Annotated in this window: 25 protein-coding genes and 1 riboswitch; of the genes, 7 read left to right on the top strand and 18 right to left on the bottom strand. The window is 62.6% G+C overall.

Annotated features, from left to right (window positions below):
* Positions 1-101: 101 nt before the first annotated feature.
* The 7 genes from AB4Y87_RS11535 to AB4Y87_RS11505 form a co-directional block, all read right to left on the bottom strand.
* Positions 102-1,652, bottom strand: a complete 1,551-nt coding sequence (locus AB4Y87_RS11535) for a glycoside hydrolase family 32 protein (RefSeq protein ID WP_442004475.1) — start codon at positions 1,650-1,652, stop codon at positions 102-104.
* Positions 1,649-2,824, bottom strand: coding sequence for an oligopeptide/dipeptide ABC transporter ATP-binding protein (locus AB4Y87_RS11530; RefSeq protein WP_442004474.1), 1,176 nt, complete (start codon positions 2,822-2,824; stop codon positions 1,649-1,651). The genes AB4Y87_RS11535 and AB4Y87_RS11530 overlap by 4 nt, the downstream gene beginning before the upstream one ends.
* Complete coding sequence (locus AB4Y87_RS11525) at positions 2,821-3,819, bottom strand: ABC transporter ATP-binding protein (RefSeq protein ID WP_442004473.1); 999 nt, start codon at positions 3,817-3,819, stop codon at positions 2,821-2,823. Before AB4Y87_RS11525 ends, AB4Y87_RS11530 begins: the two co-directional genes overlap by 4 nt.
* The gene (locus AB4Y87_RS11520; RefSeq protein ID WP_442004472.1) at positions 3,816-4,751 is read right to left on the bottom strand and encodes an ABC transporter permease; all 936 of its coding nucleotides are present in this window, start codon (positions 4,749-4,751) and stop codon (positions 3,816-3,818) included. The genes AB4Y87_RS11525 and AB4Y87_RS11520 overlap by 4 nt, the downstream gene beginning before the upstream one ends.
* Before the next feature lie 10 nt (positions 4,752-4,761).
* The gene (locus AB4Y87_RS11515; protein WP_431117056.1) at positions 4,762-5,739 is read right to left on the bottom strand and encodes an ABC transporter permease; all 978 of its coding nucleotides are present in this window, start codon (positions 5,737-5,739) and stop codon (positions 4,762-4,764) included.
* 108 nt (positions 5,740-5,847) lie between these two features.
* A complete protein-coding gene (locus tag AB4Y87_RS11510) occupies positions 5,848-7,524 on the bottom strand; it encodes an ABC transporter substrate-binding protein (RefSeq protein WP_442004471.1) in 1,677 nt (558 codons plus the stop codon).
* An 80-nt stretch (positions 7,525-7,604) separates the two neighbouring features.
* The gene (locus tag AB4Y87_RS11505) at positions 7,605-8,675 is read right to left on the bottom strand and encodes a LacI family DNA-binding transcriptional regulator (protein WP_442004470.1); all 1,071 of its coding nucleotides are present in this window, start codon (positions 8,673-8,675) and stop codon (positions 7,605-7,607) included.
* A gap of 269 nt (positions 8,676-8,944) precedes the next feature.
* On the opposite strand from AB4Y87_RS11505, the gene AB4Y87_RS11500 reads away from it, so the two are divergent.
* Positions 8,945-9,352 (top strand): helix-turn-helix domain-containing protein, encoded by a 408-nt coding sequence (locus AB4Y87_RS11500; protein ID WP_442004469.1) that lies wholly within the window; start codon positions 8,945-8,947, stop codon positions 9,350-9,352.
* Between the two features lie 80 nt (positions 9,353-9,432).
* Positions 9,433-9,684, top strand: a complete 252-nt coding sequence (locus AB4Y87_RS11495) for a hypothetical protein (RefSeq protein ID WP_442004468.1) — start codon at positions 9,433-9,435, stop codon at positions 9,682-9,684.
* Positions 9,685-9,827: 143 nt separating this feature from the next.
* Here the strand turns inward: AB4Y87_RS11495 and AB4Y87_RS11490 are convergent, their stop codons facing one another.
* Positions 9,828-10,475, bottom strand: a complete 648-nt coding sequence (locus AB4Y87_RS11490) for a hypothetical protein (RefSeq protein WP_442004467.1) — start codon at positions 10,473-10,475, stop codon at positions 9,828-9,830.
* Between the two features lie 315 nt (positions 10,476-10,790).
* On the opposite strand from AB4Y87_RS11490, the gene AB4Y87_RS11485 reads away from it, so the two are divergent.
* Together AB4Y87_RS11485 and AB4Y87_RS11480 are read left to right on the top strand one after the other, a co-directional pair.
* The gene (locus AB4Y87_RS11485; protein WP_442004522.1) at positions 10,791-11,609 is read left to right on the top strand and encodes an alpha/beta fold hydrolase; all 819 of its coding nucleotides are present in this window, start codon (positions 10,791-10,793) and stop codon (positions 11,607-11,609) included.
* 130 nt (positions 11,610-11,739) lie between these two features.
* Positions 11,740-12,015, top strand: a complete 276-nt coding sequence (locus AB4Y87_RS11480; protein ID WP_442004466.1) for a DUF6480 family protein — start codon at positions 11,740-11,742, stop codon at positions 12,013-12,015.
* A 103-nt stretch (positions 12,016-12,118) separates the two neighbouring features.
* Here AB4Y87_RS11480 and AB4Y87_RS11475 read toward each other — a convergent pair whose 3' ends face one another.
* Complete coding sequence (locus AB4Y87_RS11475; protein ID WP_442004465.1) at positions 12,119-13,186, bottom strand: ATP-dependent DNA ligase; 1,068 nt, start codon at positions 13,184-13,186, stop codon at positions 12,119-12,121.
* 47 nt (positions 13,187-13,233) lie between these two features.
* On the opposite strand from AB4Y87_RS11475, the gene AB4Y87_RS11470 reads away from it, so the two are divergent.
* Positions 13,234-13,467, top strand: a complete 234-nt coding sequence (locus tag AB4Y87_RS11470; protein ID WP_442004464.1) for a hypothetical protein — start codon at positions 13,234-13,236, stop codon at positions 13,465-13,467.
* 129 nt (positions 13,468-13,596) lie between these two features.
* Positions 13,597-13,747: riboswitch (cyclic di-AMP (ydaO/yuaA leader) on the top strand.
* Between the two features lie 2 nt (positions 13,748-13,749).
* Positions 13,750-15,144 carry a hypothetical protein gene (locus tag AB4Y87_RS11465; protein WP_442004463.1) on the top strand — a complete coding sequence of 465 codons (1,395 nt, stop codon included), beginning with the start codon at positions 13,750-13,752 and terminating at the stop codon, positions 15,142-15,144.
* Positions 15,145-15,384: 240 nt separating this feature from the next.
* Here AB4Y87_RS11465 and AB4Y87_RS11460 read toward each other — a convergent pair whose 3' ends face one another.
* Complete coding sequence (locus AB4Y87_RS11460) at positions 15,385-16,305, bottom strand: AEC family transporter (RefSeq protein WP_442004462.1); 921 nt, start codon at positions 16,303-16,305, stop codon at positions 15,385-15,387.
* Positions 16,306-16,434: 129 nt separating this feature from the next.
* Positions 16,435-17,649, bottom strand: coding sequence for a PucR family transcriptional regulator (locus AB4Y87_RS11455; RefSeq protein ID WP_442004461.1), 1,215 nt, complete (start codon positions 17,647-17,649; stop codon positions 16,435-16,437).
* A 208-nt stretch (positions 17,650-17,857) separates the two neighbouring features.
* Here AB4Y87_RS11455 and ald point away from each other — a divergent pair, with 208 nt between their 5' ends.
* Positions 17,858-18,976 (top strand): alanine dehydrogenase, encoded by a 1,119-nt coding sequence (gene ald, locus AB4Y87_RS11450; protein ID WP_216926266.1) that lies wholly within the window; start codon positions 17,858-17,860, stop codon positions 18,974-18,976.
* A gap of 98 nt (positions 18,977-19,074) precedes the next feature.
* Here ald and AB4Y87_RS11445 read toward each other — a convergent pair whose 3' ends face one another.
* The 7 genes from AB4Y87_RS11445 to AB4Y87_RS11415 all read right to left on the bottom strand — a co-directional run bounded on the left by AB4Y87_RS11445 (position 19,075) and on the right by AB4Y87_RS11415 (position 25,067).
* The gene (locus tag AB4Y87_RS11445) at positions 19,075-19,935 is read right to left on the bottom strand and encodes a hypothetical protein (protein WP_442004460.1); all 861 of its coding nucleotides are present in this window, start codon (positions 19,933-19,935) and stop codon (positions 19,075-19,077) included.
* On the bottom strand, positions 19,932-20,480 hold the full coding sequence (locus AB4Y87_RS11440) for an RNA polymerase sigma factor (protein WP_442004459.1): 549 nt from the start codon (positions 20,478-20,480) through the stop codon (positions 19,932-19,934). Before AB4Y87_RS11440 ends, AB4Y87_RS11445 begins: the two co-directional genes overlap by 4 nt.
* A gap of 181 nt (positions 20,481-20,661) precedes the next feature.
* Positions 20,662-21,369: a hypothetical protein gene (locus AB4Y87_RS11435; RefSeq protein ID WP_442004458.1), complete on the bottom strand. Its 708-nt coding sequence runs from the start codon at positions 21,367-21,369 to the stop codon at positions 20,662-20,664.
* Between the two features lie 116 nt (positions 21,370-21,485).
* Positions 21,486-22,556 (bottom strand): Gfo/Idh/MocA family protein, encoded by a 1,071-nt coding sequence (locus AB4Y87_RS11430; protein WP_442004457.1) that lies wholly within the window; start codon positions 22,554-22,556, stop codon positions 21,486-21,488.
* A 14-nt stretch (positions 22,557-22,570) separates the two neighbouring features.
* Positions 22,571-22,828 (bottom strand): type II toxin-antitoxin system RelE family toxin, encoded by a 258-nt coding sequence (locus tag AB4Y87_RS11425; RefSeq protein WP_442004456.1) that lies wholly within the window; start codon positions 22,826-22,828, stop codon positions 22,571-22,573.
* On the bottom strand, positions 22,825-23,094 hold the full coding sequence (locus tag AB4Y87_RS11420; protein WP_442004455.1) for a type II toxin-antitoxin system Phd/YefM family antitoxin: 270 nt from the start codon (positions 23,092-23,094) through the stop codon (positions 22,825-22,827). The genes AB4Y87_RS11425 and AB4Y87_RS11420 overlap by 4 nt, the downstream gene beginning before the upstream one ends.
* Before the next feature lie 245 nt (positions 23,095-23,339).
* Positions 23,340-25,067, bottom strand: coding sequence for an ABC transporter substrate-binding protein (locus tag AB4Y87_RS11415; protein WP_442004454.1), 1,728 nt, complete (start codon positions 25,065-25,067; stop codon positions 23,340-23,342).
* Positions 25,068-25,075: the final 8 nt, after the last annotated feature.

The following is a 25,075-nucleotide window of genomic DNA, read 5'->3' as shown; positions in this document are numbered from 1 at the left end:
ACCTCAGGGTGAGAGAGCGTTCGCCAAAACCTCCCCTGATGTGAGAGAAGATCGGCGGAAAACGCTCGGGATGTGAGAGAAGGATGGTTGTGCGGGCGGTGTTAGGGGAAGAGGGGGCGCGGGCCTCCCCAGGAGTCGGCCATGGTCCAGGCGTCGAAGCCCAGGAGGCTGACGTTGCCCTCAGCCGCTGTCAGAGTCACGCGCTCGCCGCCCAAAGTTGGGTAAACCCGGGCCGTGAGCGGCTTGCCATTGGCGAAAATCTCGACGGCGGACCGGTCCACCAGGACGCGCAGGCGCACGCGGCCGTCGGGCATCGGGACGGGGCCGGACTTGTCCTCCACATCCACGTCAGCGTCAAGGCTGCTTCTGGTGCGGTCGAGTCGGAGGATGCTTTTGTCCTCAAGAGAGCGGCTGAGTTCGATCACCGTCTCCTCAGCACCATCCCCCGAGCCCAAGATGCCCAGTCGCAGCACAGCACCCGGTGCCAACTGCACGTCCAGCTCAAGGTCCAACTGGTTCCCTGAGACACCGGTATCCACAGGCGTACCGCCCCCGACGAGCACCTTGCCCGGTACGCTTACGTGGTTCCGGCGGAGCTTCTCAACCTCAGGAACCGGCGCAAACTCCAGTGTTCCGTCATCGGCCAAAGTGGTGACCCGCGGCAGGCTCATCACGCCCGACCATCCTGCCTCCACCATGGCGGCATCGCTGCGGCCTTCCTGCATCCAACCGAACATGATGCGGCGGCCTGATTCATCCTCGAACGATTGAGGGGCGTAGAAGAACCGTCCACCGTAGTCGAGCCGGTGCAGGGCAGCGGGTTCGAAGGTGTCCCCCGAGTAGCGTCCAGTCCAATACAACGGGTGGCGGGTCTCGCCGTCGTCCCAGGCAGAGAAAACCAGCACATCAGGATCCTCGCCCGCCTCCACGGAAGCGAGCGGGGCAGAACCCAAAGCACCCTCACCCGCCCTGAACAGGTCCACGCATTCCCACATAGTTCCGGTCCAGTCGGTATCTGCAGGATCGCCCTGGGATGCGTCGCCAATGAACAGCGGCCCCACATAGGTCCACGAACGCAGATCCGAAGACTCGTAGAGGAACGCCGTCCCACCGCGCCCTCGGATGCCCGAGCCAACCAACTGTCGCCAGGTGGTGCCCTCGCGCCATACGCAGTGGTCCCGGTAGGCGGTGATGTCGACGCCGGCGGGAGGGGCAGCGATCACCGGGTTTTCGGGAATTTTGGTCCATGTCATGAGGTCCGCAGATCCCACGGCAACGCAGGGCAGCTCACGCTCGTCGAGTCGTCCGGAGTACACCAAGGTGGGCGTACCGCCGTCGTTCACCAACACACCGGACCAGCAACCGTCCGCATCTGCACCCGCCGACGGCTCCAAAGCAATCGGCTGGTCCGTCCAGGTGACAAGGTCCGTGCTGGTGGCGTGGCCCCACTGGATGCGATGGTGGAACGCACCCTCCGGGTTGTACTGGTAGAAGAGGTGGTAGACGCCGTTCCACTGGCTGACGCCATTGGGATCGTTGAGCCAGCCAGCCGGAGAAACAAAGTGGAATCGCGGCCGGAGGTGATCGGCTTCGGCGCGGGCAACCAGCTCGTCGCGCGGAACGGTGGCGAGCGGGTGGGTCAGTTCAGTCATGCGGAAGCCTTCTTGTCAGTCTTTTCGGTCGCCAGGGGTTCAGTCGTCGCGGGTTCAGTCGTCGCGGGTTCAGTCGTCCCAGCCGATACAGCCTCGGCCGGTTCAGTAGCCAGCGCGTGTCCGCCCGCTCCGGCCCGCGGCCGGTAGAGGTGGCAGCGCACCCAATGGCGGTTTGCGGCATCGCCCACCTGATGGCGTACAGGTTCGGAAGCGGAGCAGGCCTGGTGTGGATCGCCGTCGAAGGCGCAGCCCGTGGAAGCCATGACGGCCTGCCGCAGTTCAGCGCGGCGGACAGGATCGTAGGAACCTGCGCGTGCCGGGTCCGGAACGGCCGACACCAAGAGTTGCGTGTAGGGGTGGGCCGGGTTGGCGAGCAGGTCCAGGGACTCCCCTTCCTCCACGAGTTCGCCGGCAAACATCACAGCGGTGCGGTCGGCCAGGTAGCGTGCCGACGCGAGGTCGTGGGTGATGTAGAGCATGGAAATGCCTTGCTCGTCGCGGAGTTTCCGCATCAGATTCAGCACGCCGATCCGCACTGACACGTCCAACATGGAGGTGGGTTCATCAGCCAGGATGACCTCCGGCTCCACGGCGAGCGCACGGGCGATCGCGACGCGCTGGCGCTGCCCACCCGAGAGTTCGTGCGGGTAGGAGTTGAGCATGTCCGCCTGCAGGCCAACGGTGGTCATGAGTTCTTCAAGCCGGCGCTGCGTCTCGGGCTCCGTTCCGCCCTTCCCGTGGATGGCCAAGGACCTCCGCAGGAAGTGCTCAATCCTGTGGGCCGGATTCAGGGAACCGAACGGATCCTGGAAGACCATCTGCAGTTGTGACCGGAAGGCACGTGACGCTTGGAACCGGTCGCGCTTGAGGACGTCGACGCCGTCAACCAGGATCGCGCCGGAGCTCGGCTTTTCGAGCCGGGCAACACAGCGGGCCAGGGTGCTCTTGCCGGAACCGGACTCCCCCACGAGTGCCACGATTTCGCCGCGGCCAATGGTGAGGTCCACGCCGTGCAGGGCCCGGACGGATTGCCGGGAGAACAGGCCTCCGATGGGGAAAGACTTGCTCAAACCACGGACTTCCAAGGCTGGCGTTTCGGAAGCACCGGCGTGGCGCGCCGAACCTTCGATCGCAGGGGACAGTGACGTAGTGGACACGGCAGAGTGGCTCATCGTGCGACTCCTTCCAGGATTGCGGGATCGACCGTGGAACCACCGGCAACCGTTGACGCGCCGGGCACCGCAGCGGCGGAAGCATCAAAGGGTGCCACCAGATGGCCGGGCGCCACCTCGGTGAGGTCCGGGATGTTCCGGAACTTCACGCCGTCCGGCAGTCCTGTGAGCGGAACACGAGGACCTGTGAGCGGCGGGAACGCACCCATGAGTGCCTGGGTGTAGGGGTGACGGGGGTTGGCGTAGACGTCCTGCGCCTTGGCAGTTTCCACGATCCGGCCGCCGTACATGACAGCCATGCGGTGCGAGAGCTCCACCATGAGGGACATGTCGTGCGTAATGAAGAGGACGGAGAACCCGAGTTCGCGCTGGAGTTCCTTGATTTGGGCCATGATTTCCTGCTGCACCACAACGTCCAGTGCAGTAGTTGGCTCGTCCAGGATCAGCAGCGACGGCTTGAGGGCGACAGCCATCGCAATCACGGCCCGTTGCCGCATGCCACCGGAGAGCTGATGGGGGTAGGACTTGAGGCGGGCGGGGTCGATCCTCACGAGTTCCAGCAGATCGCCCGCCCGGCGGAGTGATTCCTTGCGCGAGTAGCCGGCGTGTGTGCTGAAGATGTCCACGATCTGCTCGCCGATGGTCAGCACCGGGTTGAGCGAATTCATGGCCGACTGGAACACCATGGCCACGTCCTGCCACCGGAAGCGCCGCAGTTCCTCCGGGCTCATGGCCAGGACGTCCTTGCCACCAAAGGAGATGCTGCCCCCGGCGATCTTGGCGGGATCCTTCAGGAGCCGCATGATCGAGTTGGCGATGGTCGACTTCCCACAGCCCGATTCACCAGCCAGCCCGAACACCTCACCGGTGCCGATGCTGAAGGAAACGCGATCGACGGCGGTGGTTGAGCGGGTATCGCCCACGTACTTTACCGTGAGGTTCTTGACGTCCAGGACGGGCTCGTGGGAGCCGAAGGAGACTTGGGAGACAGTCACTTGGCGGCGCTCCTTTCGGTGTTTGCAGGGGTCTTGGGTGTTTTGATCTTCCGCAGCCGCGGGTTCGTGACCTCGTCCACGGCGTAGTTGATAAGTGCCAGAGCGAAGGCGACTAAAGCGATGCAGACACCGGAGGGAACAAAGACCCACCAGCTTCCAGTCAGCAGGGCGCCTTCATTGCCGGCCCAGAAGAGGTTGTTGCCCCACGAGACCGTGCTGACGTCGCCCAGGCCGAGGAACTCCAGGCCAGCCTGGGCTCCGATGCCGTAGATGACGCAGGCCAGCAGCGTGCCCATGACGATCGAGGCCATGTTCGGCAGGATTTCGCGGAACATGATCCGGCCCGCCCGTTCACCGGACACCACGGCTGCGGCCACGAAGTCCTTGGAACGGATGGACAATGCCTGCGAGCGCAGCACGCGGGCCGAGCCGGCCCATCCCGTAACCACGAGGACCAGGATCACGGTGCCAAGGCCCGGTGGCAGGAAGGCGGCCAGAATGACCAGCAGCGGCAGGCCGGGAAGGAGCAGGAAGACGTTGGTCACCAAAGAGAGTGCTTCGTCGATGAACTTGCCGAAGTACGCAGAAGCCAGGCCCACCAGGATGCCGACGAACGTGGACGCGAAGCCCACAGTCAGGCCGACGAACAGGGAACTCCGCGAGCCGTGGACGGTCAGCGCCAGCACGTCCTGTCCCTTGGCGGTGGTGCCCAGCCAATGCTCTGGGGAAGGTTCCAGGGAGGCCATCCCGGTGATCCGCGAGGGGTCACCGGGGAACAGCACGGGCGCCAGCAACGCAAGTGCGATGAACACGAACATCACGGCCATGCCCAGCATGGCCTTCTTGTTGGTGAGGAGTCCGTGGACGAAGCTGCGGTTGGGCTTGCGGACAGCCGGCGTTGGAGTTGGCTGCTTCAGAAGTGCGGTTGTCATGATCAGTCCTCTAGTTGCTGCGCACGCGCGGGTCGAGGCGGACGTAGAGGATGTCCACCAGGAAGTTCGCCAGCAGCACGGCGGCGGTGATGGTCAGGAACAGGCCCTGCATGAGGGGGTAGTCCAGGCCTTGGACAGCGTTCAGGAGTTGGTAGCCCACGCCGGGATAGGCGAACACCACCTCGGTGAGCAGCGCACCTCCCACCACGAAACCCAGACCCATGCCGAAGCTCGTGACGGACGGCAGCATCGCATTCCGGGCTGCGTACCGGAGCATGATGCGGCCCGGACGCAGTCCCTTGGCCTCGGCCATGGTGATGTAGTCCTCCGAGTTCGTGGCGATCATGGTGTTGCGCATGCCCAACATCCAGCCACCAATGGACACCAGCACGATCGTCAGCGCCGGCAGCACGAGGTGCGCACCGACGTCGCCGATGAACTCCCACGTAAACCCGGGTTCCAAACCATCCGTGAACGCGTGGCGGATCGGGAACCAACCCAGCACCACGCCGAACAGGTACAGCGCACCCATCGCGAGCCAGAAGTACGGGAACGAGCCGATGAACACCAGCACCGGCGGCAGCGCCGAGTCGACTGCGCCGCCCCGCCGCCAAGCGGCAAGGATGCCCAGCAGGTTACCCACGACGGCGGCAATCACCAGCGCGGTCCCGCCCAGCAGAAGCGTCCAACCGATCTGGGAGGAGATAACCTCCGTGACCGGTGTGGGAAAACGGGAGATGGAGACGCCCATCTGGCCCGTGAAGATGTTGTGCATGTAGTCGACGTATTGCTCCCAAATGGGCCGATCGTCCACGCCAAGAAGCTTGCGCAGGGCCTCGATCTGTTCGGGCTGCATTCTGTCCTGGGAGCGGGCAAACATGCGGGAGACGGGGTCGCCGGGCATGAAGCGCGGGAGCAGGAAATTCAGGGTGATGGATGCCCAGAAGGCGATCAGGTAGAAACCCAGGCGGCGCAGGATAAAGCGCACGGTTTCCCTCCATTCGGGAATTACGGAAAGTTTGGGGGCACGCCCGGCGGACTGATCCTTCGACGACGCGAGGCGCCGCCGGGCGTGCAATGTAGTGCCGAGTTGCGGTTACTTACGCGGTTCCAGCGTGGTCAGCACCAGGACTGTGGTGGGTGACCGTACCGAGAGGGTTGCGTACGGGTTGCCCTCGGTGGGCCAGCCGGTGAAGCGGGTGTCATTGAAGGCACCCCATTCCGGGCCCGAGAACAGCGGCACCAGCGGTGCGACGTCGTTGTACTCTTCCTGGAGCTTGTTGGCGATGTCCTTCTGCTTGGACTCGTCGGCCTCTGCTGCAAAGTCGGCCAGCAGGGCATCAGCCTTGGTGTCACCGAAGCGGTGGTAGTTGTCGAACGTCTTGGTTCCCACCGGCTTCACGGTTGCCGTGCCCATGGAGGTGTTGAAGTACTTGTACGGGCTGGGGTCGTTGGCGCTCCACACGATGCCGGAATCGAAATCGCCCGTCTCGTAACCCGCAACCACGGCAGCCCAGTCCGGGGAGTCAACCTTTGCCGTGACGCCAACCTCGGCGAGGTTCTGCGAAATCACGTTGGCTACTGAAAGCCAGTCGGAAGACGATGCGCCCACGGAGATCTTGAACTCGAACGGCGAGCCGTCCTTCAGCTTGCGCTTGCCATCAGCACCCTTGGCGTAGCCGGCCTTGTCCAGCAGCTCGTTGGCTTTCTGTACATCCAGCTTGGTCCAGGTGCAGTTGTCCTTGACCTCGGAGTTCTTCCACTTCTCGTAGTTCCCGGAAAGGCCAGTGCAGTCTGCAGGCTTGGCGTAGCCGCTCATGCCGATCTTGGTGACCTGGTCGCGGTCAACGGCCATGCTCAGGGCCTTGCGAACATCAACATCGTTGAAGGGAGCCTTGGCGGTGTTGAGCTGCCAGTTGATCATGGCGCCCGTTGCCGGGAACCAGTACTGGCGATGTTCCTTGTCCTTGGAAACGAACGTCTTTTCGATGTTCGGGATGTACTGCGGGGCCCAGTCGACGTCCCCGTTCGCAGCGGCGAGGTTGGCGCCGTCGTTGCCTGCAAAAGCGAGCATCTTGATGCCGGCGATCTTCTGCTTTTCCGGCTGCCAGTAGTTGGGGTTCTTCTTGAGCACGAAGGACTGGGCCTGGAAGCTGTCCACTTCCGTGTAGGGACCGGTGCCCACGGGCTTGGCGTTGGCGTCCTTCTCCGGGTCGGCCAACGCGGACCAGATGTGCTTGGGCAGGATGCTGAGCTGTCCGACGTCGTAAAGCGCCGGCGACCATGGCTTGTTGAAGTTGAACGTGACCTTGTTGGTTCCCTCGGCGGTCACGGTGTCCAGGTACTCATAGCCACCCTTGATCTTCTTCTGAAGCTCGAACGTGTAAGCCACGTCGTCAGCCACGAAGGGCTGGCCGTCGGACCACTTCACGCCGTCACGCAACGTGAAAGTGATCGATTTGCCGTCGTCGGCTGCCTTCCACTCAGTTGCCAGCCACGGCACCGTGTCTCCCTTTGCCGGGTTGAAGATCAGCAAAGACTCGTAAATGGACTGCTGGACCATCGGGTTGACGGTGGGCGCGAACGGGTTGAAGTTCTGCACGAACGTGCCCATGTCCTCACGCGGGATGGTGAGGAAGGCGCTCGCGTTTGCCGCGGCGTCGGTGCCGGAAGTCTTGTTGACGGTTGCGGCACAGCCGGTCAGCAGCATCGCGCCCACCGCCAGTCCGGCCGCCGTGATGCGGGCAGACCTCAGGAATCGGGGTTGTGTCATGATGGTTATCTCTTTCCTATCTTCATCGTCCAAGGTGAAGGGGTGGGTAAGGGGTTTGCTCTTCGAGGTTGATTTCGCGGTCAGACCGAAGAGCGTTCTAGCAGCGGACAGTCGACCAATTGCTGGTCGGCAATGATCGGCTGTCCTGCTGTAAGAGCGGCGAGCGTCTGGACTCCCAGGGCTCCCATTTTTTGGAACGGCAGGGCAACGGTGGTCAGCTTTGGCCTCAGATAGGCCGCAATCAACTCCTGGTTGTCGAAGCCGATCACAGCGATGTCTCCGGGGATGGTCAGGCCCCGTTCTTTGATGGCGTCGTACGCGCCCATCGCCATGCGGTCATTGAGGCAGAACAGCGCGGTTGGCCTGTCCTTTTCCGGATAGCGGTCCAGGATTTCGCAGGCGGCCTCGTAGCCGCCGTCGGCCGTTGCGTATCCGGACACCACCAGCTCCGGGTCCAGCTCCAGCCCGGCTTTGGCGAGTGCTTCGCGGGCACCCTCCAAACGTCCGACTGCTGCAGGAATGACCGGGTCAAGGTTGATGATTCCGATCCGGGTGTGGCCGGCTTGAAGCAAGCGCTCGACGGCGACCCTGCCACCCGCACGCTCGTCAGGGACGATCGAGGGCAGCTTTCCGTCCGCGTCGAAGCAGTTGATCAAGACGGTTGGTACTTCGTTGGCACTCTGCGGAACATGCACGCCCCGGTGAAAGGTGGCTGCGTAGAGAAGTCCTTCCACTCGTTGTTCCAGCAGCTTTTCGATGGCGGCATCTTCCAAGCCCTTGTTGGGTCCTACGGCATCGGCCTGGTCGGAGGGCGCGATGAGCAGGAACCGACGATCAAGCCACGCTTGGTCCTGGGCTCCTTTGATGATGTCGACGGCGAACGGTGCCGTCACGATCTCGGTGACAAGCCCGTACCAATCACTGCGCTGGGATGCCAGCGCCCGTGCTCCGGCGTTCGGGCGGTAGCCCAGTGCCTGCACGGCATCGTTGATACGGGTGCGGGTTTCCTCGGAGATGCTGGCGTTTTCGCGGTTGCTCAGCACGAACGAGACTGCGGTCCGGGAGACGCCGGCGTGCTTGGCGACGTCATTCATGGTGACTCCCCGCTGCCGCACAGCTGCGGCTTTGTTGGGGGTGGTGCTTTTCGCCATTGAATGCTCCGGGTGTTGGTTCGGGTTGGTGATGCTGGGTGAGGCTTTGGTAACGCGCGTTACTGGGACCGTGTGATTTAGGTTACGCGCGTTACCTGTTTCCTGTCAACGCCTACTTTTCGCCCGGCCCCGCCCGACCCCAACCCGCCGCCTCGACGACGCGCTGCGCACAAGACGACTCCTATCGTCGTGCACGCAGCGAACCATCGAATCGGCCCATCTCCCTCGTCCAGCGCAGCCAACAGCCAGCACCGCGCTAGGCTTCTGCCATGGCATTGATAGCTCCCCGCGTTACAGCTGGCCTTCCCGCCGACGACGCCCGGAATCTGGCACGCTCCCTCCAGGACAGCGACGACATCACTGTGTTCGTCGATGGCACGGTCCACCGCCTGCCCGATCAGGCGAGGGACGCCGTCGTCGATCTTCTTGCAAGGCTGAGCCGCGGCGAAACTGTCACGGTCAGCAGCGTGGAGGAAATGCTCACGACGTCCCAGGCCGCGGAGCTCGCAGGCATCTCACACACCTACCTGCGCAATATGACCGACCGTGGAGAGATCCCCGTGGAATACCGCGGAACGCATCGGCGAATCCGCCAGGCTGCGATCATGCAGTGGCTGGAAACCCAGAAGCGCAAGCAGGACGAAGATGACGCCGGAAATGACGCTCGCAACGACTAAAAGCGTCGGAGTGATAAGGATCAAGCAACGATCCCAGCCAACGGGCCAGCACCTGATTAGCCCGGGGTTACGCTTGTTTGGTGGGCAATTTCAAAGGGTGGCATATCGTGGCCGGGGTGGCCGCAATGGCCCTTGCCGCACCCTTGGGATCAGCCATGGGATTGAACTTCGTAGCCACCTTCATGTTTGCGTGCGTCGTGTTCGTCGCGGTGGCCATGTGGACAGAATCCAAGATCGCCCGACGCCGGGACGCCGCTGATGCTGCCGCCGCCCCTGACGCCTCCCGTGCGGCCGGCGATCCCGCCGAATCGGACGACGCCACCCGGGACTAGGTTCCGGGGGGTCGGATTTGGAACCCACTTCAGCATCCGGCACCGCTTCCTTCTCTACCAGGGGCGGGCTGACAACACTTGAGGGAGTTGAGTGGTTGCCGCCAGCCACTCTGCAAGATCCCGGTCCAGAATCCGAGCCAACTTCAGACAAGCCTCATGCCCTGCTCTGCAGTGAGCCTCTGACGCTGCCCAGGTAGGGGAAAACCCGCTACGAACGGCTCATGGTGGGCAGCACGGTTCCGTACAGCATGAACCATTGCCACAACGCCTAGGGTCCAAGACCTCGTGAATCGTTCGCCATCTGCGGCAGCCACGGTCCTGCCGCCGGGGAATGCCTTATTCAGGCACGAGTTCCATAGATTTTCATGAGACATGTGAAATCTTTGCGGTTCTCTGCCTACGTAGCCGCCTGGCTCAAGCAGACCTTTCCAGAAGCCGAACATCAGCCCAGCGATAAGATGACCAGATGTTCGTCGGTCTTGGCCCAGCTTGGACCACGCTTCGGCCAACTTACTCCGGCTAGGGCCATCAAGGCCTATGTCGTTCGCATACCAGAATCGACCAAAGACAGTGTCCAGCTGCTTGGCCATCGCATTCCTCAGAGCTACCTCGACGATTGCAATATGAGCAAGAAGTGCGATCGCCACGTCGCGGTCCCAGACATAGAGCCGCCTGGCCAGCGACGCATCGTGGGAGGCAGCAGCCGCGTAAGTTGCCATCCGGACAGGCGTAATTGCCTCATCGAGAGCTCGGTTGTGAGCACCGTTGGACCATGTTTCAAGATTGGCCAAGTCCTCATGCTCCTTGCTAGGCTGAGTGCGAAGTCCCCGGACCCGCCTCTCTGGACCAGAGCCATGATGCGGCCGGGGTTGTTTCTTTGAATTGCCAGTCTAAGCACGTGATTTGCCTGGCCTTCCTCAGATCCGGGTTTATCCACAGGAGGGCTACCGCGGCGCTGTGTATGATCTGCAACCGCGCCGCGAATTTCCCATCTGCCAGCTCCTCCCTTACAGGAAGCCTCGGGCGCTATTCTCAACAAACAGGCAAGAAGAGCTATGGAGTCGCAGGGCTATCCAAAGCACAATTGAGAACCGGAGGTTCGGGAGCTGACTACGCTACTATCTGCAGACGTCGAGGCCTGCGGGTTGACCGGCCGGATTCTGTGGACGGATGGAACGGCGCCGCCGCGGCCCGGCAGCCATGCCAACCCCGAGCCTGCCGAATCCCCAGATCAGAGGGAGCCCGCTTACATCCTCATCCACGGTATCGGCGTTTCGCACCGCTACCTCGCCAGGCTTCATGCCGTCCTGGCCGCGAGCGCCCCCACCTATTCACTGGACCTTCCAGGCTTTGCGGGGACTCCGAAACCCGACCGGCAACTATCCGTTGAGGACTACGGCGCGTTCATTGCCGAGGCACTCAGGGCGTGCGGCATTGATTCGTACATCCTGGTGGGTCATTCGATGGGCGTGCAGTTCGCCATCGAAGCGGCCCTCCGCGAGCCTGAACGCGCCCAGCAACTGGTGCTCATGGGCCCTGTGGTGGACTCCCGGCACAAGAACGTCGCCCGGCAGTCGCTTGCCCTGTTCCTGGACGGCCTTCTCCGGGAAAGCCCGTCGTCCAACTGGATTGTGGTCACGGACTACCTGCAATGCGGGCCCCGCTGGTACCTCACGGAGCTGCCCGTGATGATGAAGTACCCCACCGAAAAGCAGGTGGCCAAAGTCCGAACTCCCGTGCTGGTGCTCCGAGGGAGCCGGGATCACGTCGCCGGGCCGGACTGGGCTCTTCGCCTCTCGCGGGCAATTCCTCAAGGGCGGCTGGTGGAGATCCCGGGCGTGGGGCATGTTGCACAACACATGCGCCCCAAGGCCGTGGCGGACGCTATCAGGAGCTTTGTCGCGGCGACATCCCGCAAGAGTTAGGCGTCCCGCCGGAGTCAGGCAATAGTGCACGACGTCGAATCCCGGCATGGGTGCCCCTTGTTGGGTTTGCGATCTGGAGACTAGGCTGGCCGGGCAAGCACAATAGTAAGTTTGCTTAGGAAGGGCGACCATGACCAGCTATGACCCAGAGGACGATCCCCGGACCTTCGGCGTCTCGGGCGCAGCCGAGCCGGACGACACCGCGGGCGACACTGCCGGCGATCCGGATGATGTCCACACCGACCCAGACATGCGCCAGGACGAAGAGGACGATCCCGCAGCTTCCGCCAACCCCGATCCCCTGGACGGCAATGTCACGGGACTCGAGCCTGGCGGCGGTGTACCCCCAGGCGAAACCCCGCCTGCAGAGGACAGCATGAGCAGCGACCAGGGGCACGAAGAGTAGGTCGTCGCCAAGCCGCTAATACGTTGTTGGCCAACAACTTAACAGCGGTCCAACGGCGTAACAGCGGCTCGACAACGTAGAACCAAACCCAAGGAGCCCAAGGCTACGGCAGTCTCAGGATCTCCCCGAGGTCATAATCAGCCGGTTCTTCGAGTTGTGAGTATGTGCAGCTCTCTGGGGTCCGGTCCGGCCTCCACCGACGAAACTGGGTGGTGTGCCGGAACCGCTCGCCCTCCATGTAGTCATAGGCAACCTCAATGACGAGTTCCGGCCGGAGGGGAACAAAGGAGAAGTCCTTACCGGCGCTCCACCTGCTCTGCGCGCCCGGCATTCGAGAACCTGTAGCTGCCGCGTCTCCTTGATCGGCCCACTGACCCCAAGGATGTTCACTGAATTCCGTCTGGTACGGCTCAAGTTCGGCCACCAGGCTTTCGCGCTTGGCCATGGGAAATGAAGCCACCACCCCCACGTGCTGCAGCTGGCCGGCGTCGTTATATAACCCGAGCAGCATCGACCCCACAACCTTTCCCGTTTTGTGCCAGCGGAATCCAGCCACCACACAGTCCGCGGTCCGTTCATGCTTGGTCTTGAACATGACGCGCTTATTCGGCTGGTACGTCCCTCCGAGCGGTTTGGAAAGTATGCCGTCGAGCCCAGCCCCCTCCAGCTTCACGAACCACTCCTGCGCTTGATCAAGTTCCGTCACCGCCGGCGTTACGTACACGGGCGCCTCAGCCCTGGCGAGCGCCTTCTCCAAGGCGGCTCGACGCTCGGAAAACGGCTTGTCCATGAGGTTCTCCCCGCCCAGGGCAAGGATGTCGAATCCGATGAAGGAGGACGGTGTCTTTTCGGCAAGCATCCGCACACGGCTATCGGCAGGATGGATGCGCTGCTGAAGGCCCTCGAAATCGAGCCTGCTGTCAGCTATGAGGACGATCTCGCCGTCGATCACGCATTTGTCCGGAAGGTTCTTCTGAAGGGCTTCCACCAACTCGGGAAAGTACCGCGTCATGGGACGTTCGTTGCGGCTGCCCAGGATGATCTCGTCACCATCTTTGAAAACGATGGTCCTGAACCCGTCCCACTTCGGCTCAAAGTGGCCTACATCAGGGATCGAAGGAACGGACTTGGCAAGCATGGGCGAAATGGGCGGCATCACTGGGAGGTCCATACGACTATGTTCTACCTGCCAGCCGCGGCGGAAGCTAGTCTTGGGCGATGGATATCTTGGCCGTTCTAGTGGCTGTACTGGCAGCACCTGCCCTCATTGCGGCCCTTTGGTTCTGGGTCTCGCGCCAGAACAGCAAGGGGAAAGTCCGGCGCGGCGCCGCGGGTGGGATCCTGGGCGTGACGGACGAAATTTTCCGACCCGAGACCCATTACGCACACCAAATCCAAAGGATCCAGCTCGAGTTGCCAGCCCCGGCTCCGGCCCCGGAGCCTAAGTCCTAACGGACCTTCGCGCTGGAAGGCGTCCCGCCCGTTACATTAATGTGACTTTACTATGGCGCTCATGTACGGTCTAAGAGCGACCCGTATCTCCGCTGGGCCGCTTCCGGGTTGACGCCGAGCTCTGCCGCAAACCGGGATCCGCCAGACTAGCGGCAGAGACGGGGGACCCAGAGTTCCCGGGCCTGATTTTCCATGGGCCCTTGGGGTGAAGCCGCCATGTGCGGCCGGACGGCCTCGTCCGAACCCGACAGCTAACCTCGCAGGCGTTGAGAGGCAACCACCATGTCCCCAACCATGGATCAGCCGCGCCGCGCCCAAATAGCGCGCGAGCGTACCCAACCAACCGGACGCCGTCGGGCCCAACCCAGCGGATCCTCCACCAGCACGCCGGAAGCAGAAACAGGTTTTACAAGCACGACGCCGGAACCCGCCACTGCTCCTGTTCCCACCCCTGCGGCACCCACCACGCGCGCAGCCGCTCGCGCGGCAGAGCGTGAACGGGCAGCCCAAGCTGTAATCGCTCCTGAAACAGCTCCGGCAGAAACAGCACCGGCGGACTCTGCCCCAGTAGACTCCGCTGCTCTGGAGCCGGCTACGGCTGCGATTCCAACAGTTCCGGCGCCCACGCCGCTCGCTCCCGAACCGGCTGCAGATCCCGAGCCCGCCACCGCTGCCATTCCAATGGTGGCTGCTGCTGCACCCACCCCCGCCGCGCACGAACCCGAGCCCGCCACCGCTGCCATTCCGATAGTGCAGGCGCCCACGCCCGGCACTGGGGATCCGGTCACAGCCGAAATTCCGACCGTTGCCGCCCCTCTTCCCACACCTGCGGCTCCGGCGTTCCCTGCTTCGCCGGCGGAGTCAAAGAGCCCTGCCCAGCTCGCGGCAGCCGCCACCGCCGCAGCTGGTCTCGCAAGCCGGAAAGCCCTTCGTGCCCAGGCATCCGGTAGCGGGACAGCCCCTTCCGCGACAACGGCTGCCGAGTCCCCGACGGGCGTTGCCCCCACGTTTGGAGCGTCGTCCTTCAGCCACGAACCACACGCAGTCCTCACCAAGGCCGCCTCGGTCAAGACAATGGGCCAGCGCATGGCAGTCGTCGCTGGGGCATTGGGCCTGGTATTGACCGTTGGCACCATGAGCCAGGCCTTCGAGCTTCCCTTCTTCGGGCAGGAAACACCGGCTCAGGAAGCCAGTGACGCAAAGACGGGTGGCGACAGCAGGCAGTCAACCTCGGCCACCCCCGCACCCAGCTCGTCCAGCTCCACTGCATCAGCTTCGTCGGCGACCAGCGAGGCCGGACAGCCGGCAACTGTTGCAACGCAGTCGTCAGAAGAGGCACCTGCTCAGGGGTCGTCGTCGTCACTTCCGACTCCGCAAGTTTCACTCGCGGATCCTGTTTGGGTCCCTTCGTCGGCCCCGTCGGCTGTTGTCCCTGTGCCGGGCGTGACAACTCCTGTCCCAACCCAGCCGGCCCCGAGCCCGGTTCCCTCGGACACGGTTACCACCCCACCCGCCACAACGACGCCCAGTCCCACGGTTACTCCGACACCTACTCCAACCCAGACTCAGGCACCGAAGCCAAAGCCAACCGGAAATCCAAATGCCACCACGCCGTCAAGTGGTTCAGCCTTGGACCTGGACGGCATACTTGACGGCGCCACAGGGATCTTGAAGTGAGCACGCAACTTCCCAGGACCCGCAAGCACGTCGGATGGCACGGCCGGTACTGCAGCAGCAGCCGCACTGCCACCTTCCGCAATCGGATGGGCCGTTGGAGCTGCCAACGGCTGCGTCGGGCCTAAGGAATCACAGCTACAGCAATCACGGCAACAAGATGAGGCAGGCACCCGGGTGCCTGCCTCATCTGTTCCGTCTCGCTTTTTGTTTCGTGTGGCTCTTGTTCCTGGCCTGGCGTTTCTAACCCAGCAGCCACGCGACCATGACCAGCGCCCCGATGCAGAGCACCGTTGTGCAGAGGATGACGTCCCTGGCCATTGTCATTCCGCGTCCGTAGGGAGAAGCGAAAAGGAAAACGTTCTGGGCGGTTGGAAGGGCTGCCATGATGACGCTGGCCAGGAGGTGCTGCCCCTCCAGGCCGAACACAAAGCGTCCCAGCACCCAGACCACCACGGGCATGCCCGCCACCTTCAGGGTGGTTGCCACCACGGTCTCCACGCGGCCATCCCCCTTTTGGAGAGGTGCCTTGCCTGCCAGCGACATCCCAAAAGCCAGCAGAACCATCGGGACGGCCGCGCCGGCCAGCATGTCAATGGGTTTCTGGACGAGTTCCGGAGCCTCCCACCCCGTCAGAGCCACCACCACTCCCAGCCCCGAGGCGATAATCATGGGATTGGAGAAGGGCTGCAACAGCATTCGTTTCCAGGAGATTTTTGTGCCACCTGCCACGCCCAGGACGCTGAGGTAGAAGGGTGCCATGATCAGGAGTTGAACCAGAAGGACTGGAGCAACGTGCTGCGCCGTGCCCACTGCATACAACGAGACAGGAATGCCAATGTTGTTCGCATTGGCGTAACTACTGGCCATGGCACCAACTGCCGTTTCGGCGACCGGCCGCCGGAAGAACAGGAAGCTCAACAAACAATAAAGAAGGCCTATAACGGCTGCCGACAGGAGTGCCAGAGGGGCATCGACCCCGAGTGCGGCACGGATATCGCTTTCACCTACCACCGTGAACAGCAGCGCCGGATTGGTGATGTAGAAGGCCGTTCGAGTCAGTGCGTTTTGGACATCGGGTGCCAGCACTTTGTAGCGGGCTGCGAAATAACCCACTGCGATGACCGAGGCGACGATGAGGATCCCCGAGACAACGCCGCCCACAGTGCTCCTAAAATTGTTGAGAAACCGCTTTCTCAGCGTAGGGGACGTCTGAAGGACTGTCCACTTCAGCGCTACCGTTCCACAACACGCGTTCCCCAGGGCTAGGCGATTCAGCTTCCGGGTCCCGCCCTAGATCCGGGGACGTGAGGCCCACCTTTGGGCCTTTAGTGCAGCATGCAGCTCGAGCCGGATCCCACCGCTCAACGGATCAGCTCCGATGAGTTGGCGGATCCGGCCGAGGCGGTTGTAGATGCTGCTCCTGTGCAAGTGGAGTTTCGCTGCGACGTCCTGCACGGAGCTGTCGTTGTCGTAGAGCAGTTCCAGCACTGGCAGGAGTTCGCCGTTCTTGTCCGCGTCTTCCAAGGTGCGGAAATGAACGGAGCCCGTGTCATCCCAGCCGCCCGGCGCTTGAAGACGATCGAAGAGTTGATAAACGCCAACCGCCCGGCTCTCCACCAGTTCCCCGAGGGGCGGATCCACGGCTGCGGCCTGTGCTGCCACTTTGGATTGCCTGTAGGCCCCTGCCAATTGCCGGATGACTTGGAACGGCTCGCTGATGCCCAGGATCACCCGATCCACCGCGCGGCCCGCCCGCTTGGCGAGCTCCAATTGATAGTGCACCAGGACCTGGGCGTGATCCGCCCGGCCACCGGATTCCCGGAACAGGACAACGGAATGCGTCTCCGTCCCGGCGCTGAATAACGCGGCGTTGACACCGATCGTGGACTGCAACGCTGCTGTCCGGTGGGTTAGCGTTGCAGCAATGGGGTCGACGTCGGTTCCGCCACCATCCGCGTCCAGGACGGTCACCAGTTGCCACGGACCGCGGCCCTGGATCTCCTTCCAACCGGCCACCGTTGCCACTGCGTTCGACTCCCCGGCGCAGGCCGCCAGAAACTCCTGCTCCCGCCTCCTTCGGAACTCTGATTCGGCCGTGTTGGAATCGAGCAACAAACCCGCCAACAGATCCAGTTCGTCACGCACGCCGGGCAATTCGGCGAGTATCGCCGTCGCGGTTTGCTCCTCAAGGTCCTGCTGCACCCATAAGTAGCCCACCCGAAAACCGCGCACCAGCAGCGGGACGCAAACCCGGCCGAGCATGCCCAGCTCGTCGTTCGCCGGAACAACAACCGGGCGCACCGCCGTCGAGATGCCATGGGAGAGCTGCCAGGCACTGACATCGCTCGGCACGCGTTTGCTCAGGAGGAAGTTCACCCGGACGCGGTCGGCGTGGGATTGGTTGGAACTGTAGGCGAGGAGGACGCCGTCGAGGTCCTCCAGGGACAGCCCCCTGCCCAGCTTGAGCGCCACGCGTTCAACGATCTCCTCGACGTCCTGCTGCATCCAGAAAGCGTACCAACATCAGGCGACACCTGACGCTCGAGCACTCGACAAATGTCGAGCTCAATGGAAGAAGATCCTTGAATTTACAGGGATTTCGCCTCCCCTGGTCTGGAGGATCATGTCGCCTGCCTCACAGCCGGATTTATTCTGGAATCACAGCCCGCAGCAAATATCCGGCCGAAAAAGCCGCTAACGATGGAGCCAGCAAATGATCATCGGCGTCCCTAAAGAAATCAAGAACAACGAGTTCCGCGTAGCCATCACGGCCGCCGGTGTCCACGAGTTCCGCACTCACGGACATACCGTTCTGGTTGAGCGGGGCGCGGGCTTGGGCTCTGGCATCACGGACGAGGAGTACTCGATCGCCGGCGCCGAAATCGTTGCCGACGCGGACGACGTCTGGGGCCGGGCCGACATGGTTATGAAGGTCAAGGAACCCATCAAGGCCGAGTACCACCGCTTCCGCAAGGGCCTGATCCTCTTCACGTACCTGCACCTGGCCGCCGAGCCCGAACTCACCGCCGAGCTCATCAACTCCGGTGTCACGGCCATCGCCTACGAAACGGTCCAGGAAGGACGCACCCTTCCGCTGCTCGCCCCGATGTCAGAGGTCGCAGGGCGCCTGTCCGTCGTGGTCGGCGCCTCTTCGCTCATGGCACCGGCAGGCGGCAAGGGCATCCTCCTTGGCGGCGTACCGGGTGTCCGTCCGGCCAAGGTTGTTGTCCTCGGCGCAGGTGTTGCGGGAACCAACGCCGCCGCCATGGCACTGGGCCTCGGTGCTGATGTCACCATCATGGACATCAACATCAACCGCCTGCGGGAACTCGACGCCCTCTACCAGGGCCGCTTGAAGACCGTGGCATCCAACGCCTACGAGATCGAGAAGTCAGTTGTCGACGCAGATCTCGTGATCGGCTCCGTCCTGATCCCCGGCGCCAAGGCGCCCAAGCTCGTCACCAACGAACTCGTGTCCCGGATGAAGCCAGGCTCTGTCCTGGTAGACATCGCCGTGGACCAGGGCGGCTGCTTCGAGGACACACACCCCACCACCCACCAGGAACCGACGTACAAGGTCCACAACTCGATCTTCTACTGCGTTGCCAACATGCCTGGCGCTGTTCCCAACACCTCCACGTACGCACTGACCAACGTCACCCTGCGCTACGCCGTGGCACTGGCCAACCTGGGCGTCAAGGCCGCATTCGACCGCGACCCCGCCCTGGCCGCAGGCCTCAACATCGCTGCAGGCCACGTGGCACACCACTCGGTTTCGGAGGCGCACAACCTGCCCCTCGTGGCCGACTGGCACAGCGTGGTTACCGCCTAGGCTTTGCCCTGGCGTTGACAAGTCGCTAACCCGCTGTTTCGTCGCTGCCCAGCGACGAAACAGCGGGTTTTCCACGTGCTGGGCAGCAACCCCGTGCTCTAGCCGTTCCCCGGTGCCACTGATTCCTCAGGGACAACATGTGTGGGAACCGGCACGGGGATGTCTGACTGCCGAAGAGTTGGCGGGGTTACATTGGGCGCCTCGATGCCGGGAGGCGTGATGGGTGCCGCGGGGGTTGGGATGCTGATGTTGCCGGGCTGACCATTTCCGGGGATCTTCGGTGTTTCGGGCATTCCCCCATTGGGAGCCTTGGGCGAGTTGGGATGTCCTGACGCGCCATTCGTGCCGCCTTGAGGCTCCTGACTGGGGTTGGTAGTTTTCCCGGTGGTGATGTTGCCCGCAGGGTTGTGACCGGATGGGTAAGGGTACGCCGGAGTCACAGTGCGGCCACGCTCCTCTTCCGAGGGGGAACCAGGATTCTGCCTTGATCCATTGCCTGATCCGGGCGTCAGCTGCGAAACTACCGAGCCGATGGTGGAGCCGAGGTGTTGGAAAGCTCCCGGGATGCCGCCCTCGGAAGCGGCTGCAGCCGTAGCACCGCCTGCCAATGACACTGCCACAGCGAACCCGGCGATCGCAGCACGGCGCTTACGACGACGGCGGGCCGCGAGTTCGTCAGTAGAGGTTGAGTCTGCAGGGGTTGGGTCAGCCACCGCGGAGGTGACCTCCGCCGTCGTGCTTCTGCTGCTGGCAGCCGGGTCGCTGATCATCAACGCACGGACGGCCGCGGAGGGCGTCGGAGGGGTGCTGGCGAGGGAGCGCAGTTCAAGAAGTTCGGCACGGATGTCGAGGGCGTCGTCGAGTCCGGAATCGGCCAACAGGCGGTCCACGGCCTGCTCGCCTTTATGACCGTCGGTGTGACCGCTCCGCCGTCCGGCGGGGGTGATGTGTTCACTCATGGTGTGCCATTCCTTCGTAGTGCACTTTTCCTCAGTGCACTCAATGCCCTGCGCTGCAGTTGTTTTATTGCCCCTTGGGATTTGCCCATGATGGCCGCCGTTTCTTCCACCGAGAGGTCAGCCACCACCCTCAATGCCAGGACCTCGCGATGATCTGCAGCGAGGTCCTCCAGAAGTTCCGTGACACCCAGGCTGCCGCGGCCAAATGCCTGGTCTTCTGCCGAGGGCGCGCGCCGCGCGTCCAGCTCAGCCTCGTATGGAGCTGAATCCGGGGTCCGTTCGCGCTTGCGATAATGGTCCACCATGCGCGCGTGGGCGATCGAGAACAGCAGGGTCCTGGCGCCTTGGAGACCGCCCTCCAGATCCGGCAGCTTCGGATACAGGGCAAGGAAGACGTCCTGCGTGACGGCTTCGGGATCGTCCACACCACGGGCTCGGAGGTAACCGAAAACCGGCCCTGAAAACTGGTTGTAGGCATCGGTGAAGAGCAGAGCGGGATCGTCCTCGTCCGTCTGCACATATTCATCAGCTAGTGGGTTTAGCACCCGTGGATGCCTCCATCCCGCGCAACGCAGCGGCCTCTTTGGAGCACCGTCCCCGGTTGTTTTCCGGGCTCAGGACATCCATTGCCACTGCGGTCTGTTACGTACTCCGCCGTCCGTAAAGTGGTGGGGCTCCTCGGTCCAAGCCAAGGAGCCCCACCCTTAAACCGTAACCGCTGGGTCTTTAGCGGACCGAATCGAGGCCTGCACCCGGGGCGGCAGGAACATCGGTGGGCACCTGCGTCGGCAGCGCGGGGGCGGCCGGTGCTGCAGGGACGGCCGGTGTTGCGGGGACAGCCGGGGCACCGTCCGTTCCCGGAACGGCCGGGACAGCCGGAACGGCAGGCACCTTGGCGGCAACCGAACCGTCAGCGTTCGCGTTTGCGTTTGCGGAGCCGTCAGCCTTCAGACCGGCGGCCTTGCCGGCGTCGACTACGGCCTGGCAGTGCGATTCAACGTTGGCTTCGCCGCCTGCGGCCACCACGATGGACTGGAAACCCGGCACCTTGGTGTCAGCCTTGAGTCCACCATGGATGAAGGCGGTGCAGAGACCGAATGCTTCAGGGGTTGTAGCGAGAGTGTCTTCAGCCTTGGACTTCGCAGCGTCAACAGCGTCGGTTGCCTTGTCTTCGCCAGCCTTGGCAGCGTCGGTTGCCTTCGCATGGGCGGTCTCGACGGCGTCAGTCGCCTTGGCCTGGCCAGCTTCGGCTGCGTCAGCTGCCTTCGTGGCGAGGGGAGCGGGTGCGCCGACGAGGTCGTGGGCGCTCTGCTGGATTTCGGTGGGAAGCGCGCCATTGAAGGCAGCGACACCGGTTCCGCCGGCAGCTACAGCTCCGGCAGCCAGGACGCCGGCGGCGACTTTGCTGGTGGCAAGGACAGTGAACAAGGACATAAAAGCCTCCGACAAACGATGTGGGGATTGCCCCGGCAGCGTTTTGGTCGCTGCCGGATGATCAGCGTGCGGACGTGGCCCGCACTCCCTCTACATCGTTCCGGGCACGGTTGAGGTTACGCCTTCCCCAAAGTATTTTTCCTGGCCGCGGCACGTGCCTGTTCGATCAGCTTCAGCACTTCAACTGAGCCAGCCGGATCCACAGGTGCGGAACGCGCGGATGCCGCACCGCCGTCGTCGATGTTTTCGGCCAGGAGGCGATAGAACTCAGGATAGGCGCCGCGCTCGGTGGTGATGGTTCGGCGCTGCCCGTCCGATTCAAGGGTCCCGTAGTTTTTGGCAGGCTCGACACCGTACTGAGGATCGGTAGGCAGCCCACCGCCCAGAACAAAAGGCTCCTGCGGATCGGTGCCGAACTTTACAAAGCCGCCCTTCGTGCCCAGCACACGGAAACGCGGTCCGTGGAGGTGGCTGTTGAGGTTCAGGGTCACGTGGCTGACGACGCCGGATTCGTGCTGAAGTGCGATGAAGACGTCATCGTCGGCCTTCTCCTGCGGACGTCGTGCCAAGATCTCGGCATAGGTGACGTGAGCCGGTCCGAAGAACTGGACGGCCAGGTCCAGCACGTGTGCACCGAGGTCGAAGAGGACCCCACCGCCATCCTCGGCAGTAGCGCTTGCCTTCCAGGCTTTGGCGATCTCCGGTGCCCAGCGCTCCATCCCCGCTTCAAATCTGGTCACGGTACCCAGAGTCCCGGCGTCGAGCAGCTTCTTCAGGGTGAGCGCGTCTCCGTCCCAGCGGCGGTTTTGGTAGACAGTGAGGACGCGGCCCGCTTCTGCGGCGAGTTGGATCAGTTCCTCGCCTTGCGAGCTGTGGACAACAAACGGCTTATCGACGACGACGTCGAGTCCGGCTTCCAGCGCGGCCTTCGCCAGCGGATAGTGCGTGGCAGGCGGTGTGCCAAGAACGACGAGATCCAGTTCATCGGCCAGTGCCAGGATGTCCTGCGGCGTGTTGACTACCTTGGCCTGCGGGTATCGTTCAGCCGCCTTTGCCTGCCTTTGGGCGTCTGATGTGGCAATGACGGCAAGGTCATACGAAGTGTTGCTTGCAATGAAGGGCGCATGGAATACGCTGCCCGATAACCCAAAACCTGCGATGGCGGTGCGAATCGGCCTGGAAGTCATGCCCCAAGGCTAATTCAGTAAACCTCCCGCCAGTGCGCGCTGCGGAAGATCAGGACGACGAGTTCGTCTTCGTGAATCTCGTAGAGCACCCGGTAGTCGCCTATTCGAATCCGCCAAGCATTTGATGTGCCATTGAGTTTCTTCACCCCGTCGGGTCGAGGGTTGCTTTCCAGATCGGCGATCGCCAGGAGCAATCTTCGCCGAATTGGAAGGTCGAGCTTCCGTAGCTGTTTTGCCGCGCCGCTGCTTAACTCCACACGATACGAACTCAACGGTTGATGCCGTTCTCCTTCAGGAGTTCGTCAAGACCTACGCGGGTACCGTCGTCTTCTGCTTTAGCTTCCTTGAGGGCTCTAACGTCCGCTTCGTCTTCGAGACGCTCGAAACGTTCAAGGTCCTCGGCGCTTATCAACACCGCCGCAACCTTGCCCCGACGCGTGATGTTGATCCTCTCGTGCCCGTATGCGGCGCGATTGATCGTATCTGAGAGATGGACTCTCAGGTCAGCAACACTTACGAAATAGTCGGCAGCACCCATGCGCCTATCCTAGCGCCAGTTGTACCTAATGTACATAAGGGACGAAATGTACAGGCCGATGTGAGAGAGGGATCCGGAAAAGGAGGCAGGACGTGAGAGAACGATCGGGGAAAGGCAGTTGGATGTGAGAGAGGGATGGCATGGGGAAGGCCGGGAGCCGCCCCCGAACCAATGAACAGTTCAGGGAAGCTCCCGGCCTTCTTATTTCTTAGACCTACAGCTGCTCTTAGACCCAGAGCAGAGCGTTACTTCTTGGCGCCCTTTTCCCATCCGAGAGTGGTCCAGTCCGGAACGTTGGACAGGCTCTTGAACAGGGACGGGCCGTAGTTGGCCAGGCCCGTGCGCACAAACTGGATCTCCGGGCCGTTGAGGACAGTGCCCATGGAGAAGTACTTCTCCATGTGCTTCTTCTCAACGTCCATGGCGGCCTTGTTGCGCTCAGTGTCATCCGCAATGGTCGCAAGACGCTTGATTTCGGCGTCGAGCTCAGCATCGCCCAGGCCGTTTTCGTTGGTCGACGAATCGTAGAACTGCTTCACGGCGTCCGTGGCATCCGCGCCCACGGTGTAACCGGAGATCGTTACGTCGAACTCGCGGCCACCGATGACCTTGCCGAAGTCGGCGTCACCGCGTTGGTCGATGGATACATCCATGCCGGCAGCCTGGAGCTGCTTCTGCAGCGTCTGCGAGGTTGCGGCCGTGGTGGGGTCGTCGCCGAAGTTGGTGATCTTGAAGGCCACGGGCACCCCGTCCTTCGCCATGATGCCCTTGTCGTTCGGGGCATAGCCAGCGTCGGTAAGGACCTTCTTGGCCTGCTCAGCGCCGGTGTCCTTCACGGGGTAGTTGTCCTGGTAGTACTCGGAGAACGGCATGAGCATCATGGAGCCCGAGCTTTCTTCGGACCAGTTCAGGCCGTTGAAGCGGACATCGCGGATAGCCTTGCGGTCCACTGCGGTGAAGATCGCCTTGCGGACGGCAACATCAGTAAGTGCCGGGCGCTTGGCATTCAGGTTGAGGCCACCTGCGAACAGGCGCTGGCCGCGGCGAACGTCGGCGTCTTTGGTACCTTCGAGCTGCTTGTAACGGCCAAGGGTACGACCATTGGCGGCGTCGATTTCACCATTCTTGAAAGCGGCAATCGTAGCGCTGGGCTCCATCTGGCGCCAAACAACCTTGTCGAGGACCGGCTTCTGTCCCCACCACTTGTCGTTGGGAACCATGGTGACGGTTTTTGCGGTGGTGTCGTAGTTTTCAACCTTGAACGGACCAGCCATCCACTCGGGGTGCATGTTGCCAGCGAAGCCCGTGTTGAAGATTTCCGGGGTGTTGATTGCGGGGTGGATCAGTCCGAAGAAGAGACTCTCCAGCGGGAAGACCGGCTGGGTGGTGGTGACAATGACTTCTTTGTCGTTGGCGCCGGCCTTGACCGAATCCACGAAAGCGTAGGCGCCGGCGGAAACGATGTCGATTGACTTGTCGTCGCCCTTCAGCATCTTCCACGTGTTCTCGAAGGTCTTGACGTCAATCGGCGTTCCATCGTTCCAGGTCGCCTTGTCGTTGACCTTGATGGTGATGGTCTGCTTGCCATCCTTGACTTCGCTCTTGACGTCTTCGCAGAAGTCCTTGTTCGGCTCAGCTTTGCCGTTGAAGTCCAACTTCCAGCAGCCGCCAATGCCGCCGCTGTTGATGGAAGCCGTATTAACCGGGGTCATCAGCGCCGAGTTGTCTGCGCTGTTGCCCACATTGGAGAAGCCGTTAAAGTCGGGGCCAATGCTGCCCACGGCAAGGGTGACAGTGCCGCCCTGCTCCAGGTCTTTGGCTTCCTTGGCATTAACGCTAATGAGCTTGCTGATGTCGCCGCCAGCTTCTTCGGCCTTCTGGGAGGCCGGACCCGACGGCGTTCCCCCGCCGCAAGCGGTCAGCATCAGTGCTGCTGCAACTGCTACGCCGCCGATCGTCGTGTACTTCTTCATGGTTTGCC

The sequence above is a fragment of the Paenarthrobacter sp. RAF54_2 genome (assembly GCF_052113945.1).
In the GTDB taxonomy this organism is placed as follows: Bacteria; Actinomycetota; Actinomycetes; order Actinomycetales; family Micrococcaceae; genus Arthrobacter.
Note: the sequence above shows the minus strand (reverse complement) of the source record. Positions and strands in the feature narration are given on the sequence as shown.